7 protein-coding genes are annotated in these 13251 nt (G+C 66.6%); 1 reads left to right on the top strand and 6 read right to left on the bottom strand.

The genetic code is table 11. The features are described from left to right. Positions 1–10: 10 nt before the first annotated feature. The 6 genes from chrA to FAZ95_RS25815 form a co-directional block, all read right to left on the bottom strand. Positions 11–1249, bottom strand: a complete 1239-nt coding sequence (chrA, locus tag FAZ95_RS25790) for a chromate efflux transporter (protein ID WP_137335345.1) — start codon at positions 1247–1249, stop codon at positions 11–13. Positions 1250–1313: 64 nt separating this feature from the next. Next, the gene (locus FAZ95_RS25795) at positions 1314–2735 is read right to left on the bottom strand and encodes an ATP-binding protein (protein WP_175425759.1); all 1422 of its coding nucleotides are present in this window, start codon (positions 2733–2735) and stop codon (positions 1314–1316) included. Beyond that, positions 2735–3394 (bottom strand): response regulator, encoded by a 660-nt coding sequence (locus tag FAZ95_RS25800; protein WP_137335346.1) that lies wholly within the window; start codon positions 3392–3394, stop codon positions 2735–2737. Before FAZ95_RS25800 ends, FAZ95_RS25795 begins: the two co-directional genes overlap by 1 nt. A 204-nt stretch (positions 3395–3598) precedes the next feature. After that, positions 3599–5524: a potassium transporter Kup gene (locus FAZ95_RS25805; protein WP_137335347.1), complete on the bottom strand. Its 1926-nt coding sequence runs from the start codon at positions 5522–5524 to the stop codon at positions 3599–3601. Positions 5525–5885: 361 nt separating this feature from the next. Further along, entirely contained in the window at positions 5886–7331 is a 1446-nt protein-coding gene (locus FAZ95_RS25810) for an NAD-dependent succinate-semialdehyde dehydrogenase (RefSeq protein WP_137335348.1), read from the bottom strand. Positions 7332–7446: 115 nt separating this feature from the next. After that, a complete protein-coding gene (locus FAZ95_RS25815) occupies positions 7447–9678 on the bottom strand; it encodes an SLC26A/SulP transporter family protein (protein WP_137335349.1) in 2232 nt (743 codons plus the stop codon). Positions 9679–9854: 176 nt separating this feature from the next. On the opposite strand from FAZ95_RS25815, the gene FAZ95_RS25820 reads away from it, so the two are divergent. Beyond that, positions 9855–13163, top strand: coding sequence for an adenylate/guanylate cyclase domain-containing protein (locus tag FAZ95_RS25820; protein WP_137335350.1), 3309 nt, complete (start codon positions 9855–9857; stop codon positions 13161–13163). Positions 13164–13251 lie beyond the last annotated feature (88 nt).

Below are 13251 nucleotides of genomic sequence, written 5' to 3' on the forward strand. Positions count from 1 at the left end.
ACACGCCTGCTCACTTCCACATCGATTCGATCAAGGCCGCCGCTACGCAAAAGACGACGACAACCAGTGGCGGCGCCTTCCAGCGCGTCAACAAGCAGAACCCAATCGCCGCGACGACGAAATCGATCTTTGTCACGACCGCGCTCGTCCATACCGGCGAGTACAGCGCGGCGCCGAGCAAGCCCACGACGGCGGCGTTCGTGCCGCTGAGGACCGCGGTCAGCGGCGCACTGGCGCGAAGCCGCCGCCAATAGGGCAGCGTGCCGAGCACCAGCAGCAATCCCGGCAGGAATATGCCCGCCGTCGCGAGCCATGCGCCGGCCCAATGATGGGGCGCCGCGAGCATCCTCCAGCCGAGAAAGGCGGCGAACGTGAAGAGCGGGCCGGGCACGGCCTGCGCGGCGCCATATCCGGAGAGAAAGTCGCTCGGCGCGACCCAGCCTGTCGCCACGGTTTGCTCTTGAAGCAGCGGCAAGACGACGTGCCCGCCGCCGAACACGAGTGCCCCGGAGCGGTAGAACGCATCGAAGACGGCGAGCGTGTGGCTTGGGTAAATCGCCGCGATGGCCGGCAGCGCGAGCAGAAGCGCAAAGAAGGCCGCCAATGCGAGCAAGGCGACCTTGTGCGAAATGGGAAATTCCTCTGCGCCGAGGGGGCGCAAGCGCGCGGCGTCCGAGCTCGCGGGGCGGCAGAGCGCGAGCCCAAGCGCCGCGCCAAAGGCGATGACCGTCAACTGCCCATAGGCGTTGGTCAACACGCTCGCGGCGGCAAGCGCAAAGAGCGCAATGGCCGCACGCGTGAGATCCGGGCAAAGACGCTTTGCCATGTCCCAGACGGCCTGCGCGACGACCGCGACGGCCACGAGCTTCAGGCCGTGAATCAGGCCGGCGCCGAGCGTGCCGTTCAAGTCCGGCGCGATGGCGGCAAAGCCCAGCAGCAGCGCGACCGAAGGCAGCGTGAACCCGCACCACGCGGCCAGCCCGCCGAGCCATCCGGCACGCAACAGGCCGATGGAGAACCCCACTTGGCTGCTCGCGGGGCCGGGAAGCAACTGACAAAGCGCGACCAGATCCGTGAACGATTCTTCATCGAGCCAGCCGAGCCGCTCGACGAACTGCCGGCGGAAATAGCCAAGATGCGCGATAGGGCCGCCGAAGCTCGTCAGCCCGAGCTTGAGAAAGACGATCAACACCGTGAGTGCCGAACGTTGTTGTTGCCGTTGCGGATACGGTATCAGCTCAGTTTGCATAGCGAGGCGCCGGAGGGATTCGAAGTGATCGGCTATGCGTCAAGATATCGCCGATCGGCAACGCTCAAGTTTCGGCCGCCGATGTGACACGAGCCGGTGCGACGGCTGCGCCGGGAAAGGCAATTTCCGCACTCAGGCCCGCACCGCCGATTCCCGTATCGAACGTCAACTGCGCGCCAAAGTATTCGACGATGCGCGCCACGATCGACAGGCCCAAGCCGCTGCCGCTCGCTTGCATGCCCTTGCCGCGGAAGAATCGATCGGTCAGGCGCGCGCGATCCTCGGCGCTCACGCCTGGGCCGTCGTCCCGCACCGTCAGCAGCACCGCTTGGTTTTCGCGCCGTATCGCCACTTCGACACGCCCGCCCGTATCGCCGTACTTGATGGCGTTGTCGATCAGGTTGTCGAGCAAGATGCCGATCAAGAGCGGCTCGGCGACGACTTCGCAAGGCTCGCTGTCGATCAATGCGACGTGCATGTCCTTGCGCCGCGCGCCGGGCACTTTGGCGGCGATCGCATTGCGCGCGAGCGTCTCCAGCCGGACAGGCGCCGTCGGCAGCCTGTCGTGCTCGTCGAGCCGCGCGAGCAGCAGCAATTGCTCGGCGAGACGCGCGCTGCGATCGACGCCTTGCACCACGCGCTGCATCGCCAGCTGTTGCGAAGCCGCATCCTCCGCGCCGAGCGCGACCTGCGCTTGAACCTTGATCGCGGCGAGCGGCGTTTTCAATTCGTGCGCGGCGTCGGACGTGAACGCGCGCTCTCGCTTGATCGATAACGCGAGCCGCGAAAGCAATTGATTGAGCGCGTCGACGAGCGGGCGGACTTCCGCCGGCGTCGGTCCCATTTCGATCGGCTCGAGCTTGCTGACATCGCGCGTGCGGATCGCCTTCGACAGCATCTTCAACGGCGCGAGACTGTGGCCGATGCTGAACCAGACCAAGATCGCAAGGACCGGCAGCGCGAACGCGATCGGCGCCGAGATGCGCCGCGCGGCGCCGGTCGCGAGATCGCTGCGCGTGTTGGCAGGCTCGAGCACGCGCACCGTCCGGCCGCTGGCCGTGTCGTGGAGCGTGAACGTGTGCCACGGCTTGCCGCCGAGCGTCATCGAGCGTATGCCGGGGCTGGCCGGCGTCTGCGCGTCCCACCCTTGCAGCGACGCGAGCTCCGGGCTGCTCGCGAGGATGCGGCCGTCGGCGTCGCGCACTTGCATCAGGATGTCGCGCGGCAACGCGTCTTGGTCATCCTTGGCATTGGCGTGCGTGATGTCGAATTCGTCGCGCGCATCGATGTGCCGCTTTGCCAACGTCGTGAGATCGGCGGGATTCAAGACGACGAGGAATTGCGCGAATTCGGCGAGGCGCGCGTCTTCCCATTCTTCGAGTTCCTGCGTCGCGTGGCGATAGCTGGACACCAATGCGACCGTCCATACGAGCGCGATGCTGGCGAGAATCAGGAACACCAGACGGCGGCGTATCGAAGCGGTCATCAGACCTTCTCCATCACATAGCCGATACCGCGCACCGTGGTGATCAGATCCGCGCCGAGCTTCTTGCGCAGATTGGATACGTGCACCTCGATCGCATTGCTTTCGATTTCCTCTTGCCAGCCATACAGGCTTTCTTCGAGACGCGATTTCGATTGCGGCACGCCTTGATGGGTCAGCAATTGAACCAGCACCGCCAGCTCGCGCGCCGTGAGCGGCACGCGCGCGTCGTCGCGCAACACCGTTTGCCCAGCCGGGTCGACGACCAGGTCGCGATAGCGGATCACTTCGACGCTGCGCCCTTGCGAGCGGCGCAACAGCGCGCGGCTGCGTGCGACGAGCTCGAGGAGATCGAACGGCTTGCCGATATAGTCGTCGGCGCCGGCCTCCAGTCCGTCGACGCGATCGGCGACGGTGCCTTTCGCGGTCAGCACGAGCACCGGCACGTCGTTGCCGGCGTCGCGCAGCCATCTCAGCAGCTCGTTGCCGGACATGAGCGGCAAGCCCAAGTCGAGCACGACGAGCGCATAGGCGGTGGTTTCGAGCGCGAGCATGGCCTTGCGGCCGTCGCGTGCCCAATCGACTGTGAAGCCGGCTTGCCGAAGACCCGCTTCGACGCCGCTGCCAATCAAATCATCGTCTTCAACTAGGAGGATGCGCATGAGAAGGAGTGGGGGTGGCCCGCATAAGGTTTCCTTCAGGATCGGCCGGTACCGTCGCTTGGCCCGGTTCGATACAGAGGGGTCCGCGTAGCATAAGCCATCTGCCGCGCTTTTCGCCGAGAGGCGACCCCGCATGCATTCCCTATCTGTGCCGATGCGTATCGTCGAGTCGAGCCGAGTTGAGTCGCGTTGCGCCGATAAGCTTCAAAGCTCCACGCGAGCCCCGAGTTCGATGACGCGATTGGCGGGCAGCTTCAGATATTCCGCGACGTTGCCGACGTTATGCAGCATCACCGCGAACATCTTCTCGCGCCACAGTGCCATGCCGACGTTGGAAACGGGGACGACGCTGGCGCGGCTCAGGAAGTACGACGTCTCCGTCGGGTCGAACGCGAGGCCGAGCGGCTTGCACGCTTCGAGCGCGACCGGCAGATTGACCTCGTCCTTGAAGCCGTAGTGGATCGTGACCTGGTAGCACTCGTCTACGAGCCGCTCCACCGTCGCGCGCTGGCTTGGCGGAACCCACGGAATTTCCTTCGTGCTGACAGTTAGGAACACTACGCGCTGGTGAAACACGCGGTTGTGGATGAGATTGTTCACGAGCGCATGCGGCACGCTATGGGGATTCGGCGAGAGGAAGATCGCCGTGCCGCCGACGCGCGTCGGCGAGTGCGCGAGCAGCGTGCTCAAGTACGACTTCAACGGCGTGGTGCCGGCGCGCACACGGGCTTCGGCCAGCATCATTTCCCAGCCGCGTCCCCAAGTGGCCATCACCGTGAACATCACGATGCCGATCACGAGCGGGAACCAGCCGCCTTGCACGATCTTGAGCAGGTTCGCCGAGAAGAACGTCGCGTCGATGAGGAAGAAGAACACGGTCGCGAACACGCACAGGAACCAGTTGTAGTTCCATGCGTAGCGCACGACGAAGAACGTGAGGCAGGTCGTGATGAGCATCGTGCCGGTCACGGCGATGCCGTAGGCGGACCCGAGCGCGGTCGATGAACCGAAGCCGACCACCGCGGCCACCACGGCGCACAGCAGCGCCCAGTTGATGCCGGGCACGTAGATCTGGCCGATTTCCTGGGCCGACGTGTACACGACGGTCATGCGCGGCAGGAAGCCGAGCTGCATGGCTTGCTTCGCCATCGAATAGGTGCCGGAAATCACGGCTTGCGACGCGATGATGGTGGCGATCGTCGAGAGCACGATCATCGGAAACAGCGCCCATTGCGGAAACAGCAGGTAGAACGGATTCTGCATGGCCTTGGGATTGGCGAGCAGCAGCGCGCCTTGTCCGAGGTAGTTCAAGGCTAGCGCCGGGAACACGAGACCGAACCACGTGAGGCGGATCGGGTTTGCGCCGAAGTGGCCCATGTCGGCATACAGCGCTTCGGCGCCGGTCAGCGACAACACCACTGCGCCGAGCGCGACGAACGCGAGCCAGCGGTGATGCAGGCAGAACGCGAGCCCATGGAACGGATCGAGCGCGCTCAGGATGGCGGGCGCATCCGCGATGTTGACGACCCCGGCCACGGCGAGCACCGCGAACCAGACCACCATGATCGGGCCGAACACCGCGCCGATGCCGGCCGTGCCGTGCTTCTGCATGATGAACAACGTGATCAGCGCTGCGAGCGTGACCGGTATCACGTAGGTCTTGAGCACCGGCGCCGCGACTTCGAGCCCTTCCACCGCGCTCAGCACCGAGATCGCCGGGGTAATCACGCTGTCGCCGAAGAACAGTGCGGCGCCCATGATGCCGACCAGCAGCAGCGAATTGCGCAGCCGCTTGCGCGTCGCCACCGACGACGCGGCGAGCGACAGCAGCGCCATGATTCCGCCTTCGCCGTGGTTGTTCGCACGCAGAATCAGGGCGACGTACTTGAGCGAAACGACCACCATCAGCGACCAGAAGATCAGCGAGACGATGCCGATCAAATTGAACCGGTTCAGCGCGAGGCCGTTGGCGGGGTCGAAGACGGTTTGGAGCGTGTAGAGCGGACTCGTGCCGATATCGCCGTACACGACGCCGAGCGCGGCGAGCGCCAAGGCGGGCATGGCCGGTTTGTGCGGCCGAGGCTCGCCGACATGCCCGGCGCCGGAGGTTTCGGTTGCAGGTAGGCTCATGTCTCCCTCCAGATTGACGCTCGCTGCGCAAAGGAAGACCGTATCCGTTTGCGCCGCATGGCGGCTCTGAAAGCTGGTTGTATTGTTCGATGCTTGGCTTTCTATCTGCAGTTGTTCGAAGTATAGGGAAGCGTCGGCGTAAGAACCGTGACGCGTTAAAAAAACGTTAACGTGTAGTTAAGCAAGCGTCGGGCAGGGTGGCGTGCATGCGGCGTGCCCGCTTGCGCTCGATGGCGTCTCTTGTCATAGGAATGGGGGAGGCGTGCGGCGCGGTCCATGAATGCAACGCGGGCCTTCTCGTCAGATACCGAGAAGGCCCGCGCCGTACCGCCTGATTGAAGCCGCGAGGCGGCTGCCTTGCTTATACCGCCGCGACCGTCACCGACTTGGTCACCAAATAGCCTTCCATCGCTTCCGGCCCGCCTTCCGAGCCGTAGCCCGAATCCTTGACGCCGCCGAACGGCATTTCCGGCCAGGGCGTGGCGGGCTGGTTGATCCACAGCATGCCGACTTCGAGCTGTTGCGACAGCAGGTGCACGTTCTTGAACGACTTCGTGAACGCGTAGCCCGCGAGGCCGAAGGGCAGGCGGTTGGCTTCGGCGATCGCCTCTTCGAGCGAATCGACGCCGCGCACCGCCGCGACCGGGCCGAACGGCTCGTTGTTGAACACGTCGGCTTCGAGCGAGACGTTCGACAGCACCGTCGGCGCGAAGAAGTTGCCTTCCGTGCCGACGCGCTCGCCGCCCGTCTCGACCTTGGCGCCCGTGGCGCGCGCGTCTTCGAGCACCTTGCTCATGGCCGTGAGGCGGCGCGCGTTGGCGAGCGGCCCGAGGTTGGTGCCTTCGGCAAGACCGTCGCCGAGCTTCAAGTTTTCGGCGTGCTTGACGAGCTCCCGCACGAATTGTTCGCGGATGCTGTTGTGCACCAGAAAGCGCGTCGGCGAGATGCAGACTTGGCCGGCGTTGCGGAACTTCGCGCCGCCCGCCGCCTTGACGGCGAGCGCGACGTCGGCATCTTCCGCGACGATGACCGGCGCGTGGCCGCCCAGCTCCATCGTGGCGCGCTTCATGTGCGCGCCGGCGAGTGCCGCGAGCTGCTTGCCGACCGGCGTCGAGCCCGTGAACGTGACTTTGCGGATCACCGGGTGCGGAATCAGGTAGCCCGAGATTTCGGCCGGATCGCCGAACACGAGGCCGACCACGCCGGCGGGCACGCCCGCATCGACGAACGCTTTCAGCAACGCGGCCGGCGACGCCGGGGTTTCCTCGGGCGCTTTCACGAGAAACGAGCAGCCGCTCGCGAGCGCGGCGGAGAGCTTGCGCACGACTTGATTGACGGGGAAATTCCACGGCGTGAACGCGGCGACGGGACCGATCGGCTCCTTCTGCACCGTTTGCTGGACCGCGAGATTGCGCGGCGGCACGATGCGGCCGTAGACGCGGCGGCCTTCGTCGGCGAACCATTCGATGATGTCGGCGGCCGACAGCACTTCGATGCGCGATTCGGCAAACGGCTTGCCTTGCTCCATCGTCATCAGGCGCGCCACGTCGTCGGCGCGTTCGCGGAACAGGGCGGCGGCTTTGCGCATCGTGGCCGCGCGTTCGTGGGCCGGCACCTTGCGCCACGTTTCGAAGCCGCGCTGCGCGGCGGCGAGCGCCCGGTCGAGATCGGCAATGCCGGCGTGCGCGACCTTGCCGATCGCCTTGCCGGTCGCGGGATTGATGACGTCGATCGTCTTGCCGCTCAAGGCGTCGCACCATTCGCCGTTGATCAAGAGACGGGTATCGGTGTAGCTCGATGTGACCATGCTGAATTCCTGATAAGTGGGGGACGACAGGCTGCGTTCGCTAGGGAAGCAGCCGAGGGGGGCCTGCGGATAGGACGATCTTATCTGATTACGCCGCAACGCCGCGAGCCAGCGCTCAATACGCGGCGCGCAACGCTTCGTTCGCGACGGCAAGCCGCGATGCGACGACCTTGACCAGAAAGCGGTGGAATTGCTGCGCGGCGACAGGATCGTCCTGTTCGAGCGCGAGAAGCGCCGCCAGGGACAAGCGCCGCACGCGCGCGGGTGTCTCGGCGAGCACGTCCGCGCTGCGCCGCTGCTGCGTGTACACCGCCATTTCGCCGACGACCGTCCCCGGGCCGAACGAGCGCAGCCGCACCGAGCGGCCATTGTCGAGCGGCAGCGAAATGGCGACTCGCCCGCGCTCGACGATGTAGAGCGCGTCGCCCGGCTCGCCGCGAAGAAAGAGCGGCTGGCCAGCCTGCAAGTCGCGCACTTCCAGGCGAGCGGACAGCGCGTCGAGCGCCGGGGCCGTGAAGTGCGGCGCCAGCATCGCGTGGAAATCGCCGCCGTCCTGCCCCGGCGCTCGCGGATTCGAAGCGAGCAACTGGTCTTCGACCCATTCCAATCCGGCATCGAGCGATTCGAACTCGTGAATGCGCAGCTTGAGCGTGCCGGTTTTCACGAGCAGATCCCGCGAGCGCGACGGCAGCGCGGTCAGCACCAGGTCTGCGTTTGCCGCCGCGCAAAGCTGCCGGAGCTTGACGAAGCTGATCGACACCGAAGCATCCATCCCATTGGTCGAAGCGAAGTCGAGGACGACGAAGCGCACCGGCGTCGAGCCGCGCGCAGCAAGCCGCTCGCGGATGTGCTGCAAGATCGAATTGGCCGTGCCGAAGAACAGAAAGCCTTGCAGGCACATTCCGTACATCTGCGAGCCGAGCCGATGCAACTGCTGGGTCTCCTCGATGCTGCGCTCGACGGTCGACGTGCGCGTGCCGGTGTCGAATTCCATGCGTATGCAACTGACGCGGCCGTATAGCAGCGTGAACATCACGCAGGCCGCGACGACGCCGGCCGCGACGCCCGCGATCACACCATAGCCGGCGATCACCGCCAGGATGACCGGCACGAGCAGATACTCGTACCAATTGAGCTTCGCATAGGCGCGCACCAGCCATTCCATCAAGAGGCGCAGCCCCATGTAAATCTGCAGTCCGACCAGCACCGGCACCGGAAACAGCGCCGCCAGATCCGGGGAGACGGCCAGCACCACCAGACACGCGAGCGAAGCGAACACCCCCGCGATGCGGGTCGTTGCGCCGGCGCGTGCGTTGAGCATCGAACGATTGAACGATTGATAGCCGACCATGCCGCCGAGCAATCCGCTTGCGACGTTGGCGATGCCCGCCGCGCGCATCTCGCGATTCAGGTCGATATCCTCGCCGGTCGCCGCGCCGATGGCCGTCGAGTTCATCAGGATCGTGATGGCCGACGCCGAGGTGACCACGAGCGTTTCCGGAAGGTGCGCGCCAATGGCCAGCCAGTCGATGCTCGCCTGCGCGAGCGGCGCCGACAGATGCCATTCGGGAAGGCGAGGCAGATGCATGGCGACGCGCGGGAGCAGCAGTCCCATGTTGCGCGCGTCGTCGGTCGAGAGGCCCGCTGTGTGGAGCAGGACATAGAAGAGCGCAATGCCGAGGGCGAGCACCAGCGGCAACGCGGCGGCGTGCTTCCAGCTGCGCACCAGGATCGTCGCCAGCGCGCCGACCAGCAGCGCGGGCACCCATGCGAGCCAGGGCAGATGAATCAGCAGCGCGAGCGTGCGCCAGTGCGGCGACTCGCCCGTCAAGACGCGAAACGCCCCTGCCAGCAGCAGGTACCCCGTGCCGGCCAGAAATCCGCCGACCACGGGGTACGGGAGAAACTGCAGCGAGCGGCTGCGTTTCGTCGAACCGATCGCATACAGGACGAGGCCCGTCACGATCGAGCACAACGCGATCGCGAGCAGCACGGTCAGAAGGAGGGTCTGCGGGGAGCCGCCGTCGGCGCGGACGCTGCTGGCCACGCCCGCCGCGACCCCCGCGAGAAACGCGGTGGCATTGCTGTCGGGCCCGCCGATGTTCAGGCGCATCGAGCTCGTCAAGGCGATCACGAGCGCGGTCACGACGCAGCTGACGAGCGCGGTGGGCACGCCGAGCACGGCATAGCGGGCGAGATCGGCGCTGAAGATCATCGTGCCGAGGCTCATCGCGTAACACAGCATGACGAGCGTCGAAACGGCGCCGCCGGTCAGGTCGCCGAGCAAACTGGCGAAGCGGGAGCCGGGGGAAACCTCGGAGACGGAACCGGTGGTGCCAGGCTTCACGGCGATCTCCGGTGAGGGACGGCGGCGAGCGGGAGGCGCGCTTCAGTATCCGTCCGCACTTTTCAGTCTGTCAATTTCCATACGGCGCGCTTGGCAAGGTCCTACACTGGGTAGCACCGGGCGGGCGAAGCAGTCTTGGCAAGCGTGCCGCGCGGCACCGGATACAGGCGACGGCGATGGACATCGGGCAATGGCTGGCGGGATTGAGCCTCGAGCAATACGCGCAGGCGTTCGGCGAGAACGACATCGACCTGTCGATGCTGCCGCAACTGACCGATGCGGATCTGAAAGAGCTCGGGGTCCAATCGCTCGGCCATCGCAAGCGCATCCTCGCCGCCGCCGCGCAACGTTCGGCGCCGCCGCCGGACGCCACGGCTCGCGTATCCGCCACCGCGCCCGCCGCCGCATCCGGCCCGCCGGAGGACGAGCGCCGGCAAGTCACCATCCTCTTTGCGGACCTTTGCGGGTACACCGCGCTTTCGCAGTCGCTCGACCCGGAAGAATTGCGCGAGCTGATCGGCCGCTATACGGCGCTGGTCGACGGCATCGTGCTGGCGTATGGCGGCACCGTCGACAAGCACATCGGCGACGCCGTGATGGCGCTGTTCGGCGCGCCTCGCGCGCACGATACCGACCCGCTGCGAGCCGCGCGCGCCGCGCTCGATATCCACGACGCGCTCGCCGAGCTGAGCGCGCGAACGGAGCGGCGGTTGCAGGCGCACGTGGGCATCGCGAGCGGCGAAGTGGTCGCGGGGGCGCTCGGCCGCGCCGACGCCCAGGACTACACGGTGCACGGCGATCCGGTCAACCTGGCAGCGCGGCTCGTGGCCGCCGCGCGCGGCGGAGAGACGCTGCTGTCCGACGACGTGCGGCGCGCGCTCGGCGAGAGCGCGCTGTGCGAGCCGGCCGGCGACATGCGCTTCAAGGGTATCGATGAACCCGTGCCCACGTGGCGGCTTTCCAGCATGACGAGCGAGGCGGCAGCGGTGAGCCGCAGCCGCTTCATCGGCCGCCATGCCGAGCTCGATCAATTCCGCGGCATCGTCCACGCGTGTCTCGAGCAGCGGGCCGGCCACGTCGTCTATGTGCGCGGCGAGGCGGGCATCGGCAAAACGCGGCTCGTCGACGAGATGCGCGGCCAGGTCGAGGCGCAGGGCTTCGAAGTCCATCGCGGCCTGGTGCTGGACTTCGGCGTCGGCAAGGGGCAGGGGCCCGTCCACGCGATCGTCGGCAGTCTGCTTGGCCTGCCGCTCGCCGCGCCGAGCGAGACGCGGCAAGCGGCGGCCGAGCGTGTCGCCGCAGAGGGTGTCATCAAGCCCGAACAGCGCGTATTCCTGCACGACCTGCTCGGCCTGCCGCAAACGAGCGAATGGCGGACCCTTTACGACGCGATGGATCACGGCGCGCGCAAGCGCGGCAAGGAGGCGCTCGTCGCACGGCTTACCGAGGAGGCATGCCGGCGCGCGCCAACCATGATCGTGGTCGAAGACGTGCATTGGGCCGACCAGCAGGTGCTCGACTATCTGGCCGCGTTTGCCTCGGGCGTCGGCAACGGGCCGGGCCTCGTCGTCATGACTTCGCGCGTGGAAGGCGACCCGCTCGACGCGGCATGGCGCGCGCGCTGCCGCGACATCCCCTTCGCCACCATCGATCTCGGGCCGTTGCGCAAGGAGGAGGCGCTCTCTCTCGCCGGCAACTTCATCGATGCGACCCAGCGCGTTGCGCTGGCGTGCGTCGAGCGCGCGGACGGCAATCCGCTTTTTCTCGAGCAGCTGTTGCGCAATGCCGAGGAGGGCAGCGGCAAGGCGGTCCCGGGCTCGATCCAGAGTCTCGTGCTCGCGCGCATGGACAGGCTGTCGCCGCGCGACCGCCTCGCATTTCAGGCGGCCGCGGTGATTGGCCAGCGCTTTGACATTGCCTTGCTGCGGCAGCTCGTCGACGAGCCGGATTACGTCTGCGATGGGCTGCTCGCCAACGCGCTCGTGCTGCCGGAGGGCGACGATTACCTGTTTGCGCACGCCTTGATTCAGGAGGGCGCGTATTCGACGCTGCTGCGAACCCGCCGGCGCGAATTGCACCTGCGCGCGGCCGAGTGGTTCGCAGCGAGCGACCCGACGCTTTACGCCCAGCACCTCGACCGCGCGGAGGACGCGCGCGCCCCGCGGGCCTATCTCGATGCCGCTGTCGCGCAGCGCGCGGCGCATCTTGCGGAGGCCGCTCTGCGCCTGACCGAACGGGGCCTGGAGATTGCGAAAGCGGATACGGACCGTCACGCGCTTAGCTGCTTGATGGGCGAGCTGCAGCGGGACTTGGGCGCCATCGAGGCATCGATTGCCACGTATCGCGCGGCGCTTTCCGCCGCTGCCGATGACACGAGCCGCTGCCGCTGCCAGCTCGGGCTCGCGGAAGGCTTGCGCGTGAACGAGGGGCTCGAGGAAGCCCTCGCGCTGTTGGACGCTGCGCAGCAGGTTGCCGAGCGCGAGGACCAGGTGGCGGAACTCGCGCGCCTGCATCACCTGCGCGGCAACATTCTGTTTCCCCTCGGAAGGATCGAGGACTGCAGCGCCGAGCACGAACGCGGGCTGACCTACGCCCGGCGCCTGGGCCTGCCCGAAGCGGAGGCGCGTGCGCTCGGCGGTCTCGGGGATGCGGCCTATGCGCAAGGACGCATGCGGACCGCTTTCGAGCACTTCAGCCGTTGCGTCGCCTTGAGCCGGGAACACGGCTTTGGGCGGATCGAGGTCGCCAATCGTTCGATGCAAGGCTTTAGCCGCATTTATTTGAACGAGGCGCGGCTGGCGCGCGAGGACACGGCTGCGGCCACACGCGCCGCCGAACTGATCGGGCAGCCGCGCGCGCAAATGCTTTGCGAAACGCTAGGCGTGTTCGTGTGTCACGAACTGGGGGACAGCGAGGCGACCCAGATCCATCTCGAACAAGAAATGCGTCTGATCCGGCAGCTTGGCGCGCGCCGTTTCGAGGCGCAGAACCTGGAAATGCGAGGCCGGATGTTGCTCGATTGCGGACGGCGGCGTGAGGCCGCGCATATGTTGCAGGGCGCGCTCGACATCTGCCGCGAAGTCGGTACGCAGTTCTGCGCGCCGAAAGTCGTGGGCGCGCTTTGCCGCGCCGTCGAGGACGACGCCGAGCGCGCTCGGCTCCTCGCCGAAGGCACGGGTCTATTGGGGCGTGGCGCGGTCGGCCACAACCACCTCTGGTTCTATCGCGACGCCATCGAGGCATCGCTCTCGATGGGCGACGCGGACGGTGCGGCGCGCTATGCACAAGTTCTCGAAGACTACACGCGCGGCGAACCGCTGCCTTGGGCGGCACTGTTCGCGGCACGGGGGCGCGCCCTTGCGCGGGCTCTGGAGAGGCCCGGCGACGCGGCCGAGCGGCGCGAACTCGAGCGCGTGCGTGCGGCGGTGCTCGCAGCCGGATTCAGGGGCTACCTTTCCGCCATGGATGCGGCGCTCGCCGCCTGACTTGACTGAAGACACGTCACGATCTGCGCAATCGGTGCCGTCACAACCAGAACATCGAGCCGTCGGCGTCGTAGCCGTCCGCGCATAA

The organism is Trinickia violacea, from assembly GCF_005280735.1.
Lineage (GTDB): Bacteria > Pseudomonadota > Gammaproteobacteria > Burkholderiales > Burkholderiaceae > Trinickia_A > Trinickia_A violacea.

What these genes read in the sequence shown, in the direction of transcription:
- FAZ95_RS25820 (WP_137335350.1), top strand. Translation starts at nt 9,855, where the DNA reads ATGGACATCGGGCAATGGCTGGCGGGATTGAGCCTCGAGCAATACGCG.
- chrA (WP_137335345.1), bottom strand. Translation starts at nt 1,249, where the DNA reads ATGCAAACTGAGCTGATACCGTATCCGCAACGGCAACAACAACGTTCG.
- FAZ95_RS25810 (WP_137335348.1), bottom strand. Translation starts at nt 7,331, where the DNA reads ATGGTCACATCGAGCTACACCGATACCCGTCTCTTGATCAACGGCGAA.
- FAZ95_RS25805 (WP_137335347.1), bottom strand. Translation starts at nt 5,524, where the DNA reads ATGAGCCTACCTGCAACCGAAACCTCCGGCGCCGGGCATGTCGGCGAG.
- FAZ95_RS25800 (WP_137335346.1), bottom strand. Translation starts at nt 3,394, where the DNA reads ATGCGCATCCTCCTAGTTGAAGACGATGATTTGATTGGCAGCGGCGTC.
- FAZ95_RS25795 (WP_175425759.1), bottom strand. Translation starts at nt 2,735, where the DNA reads ATGACCGCTTCGATACGCCGCCGTCTGGTGTTCCTGATTCTCGCCAGC.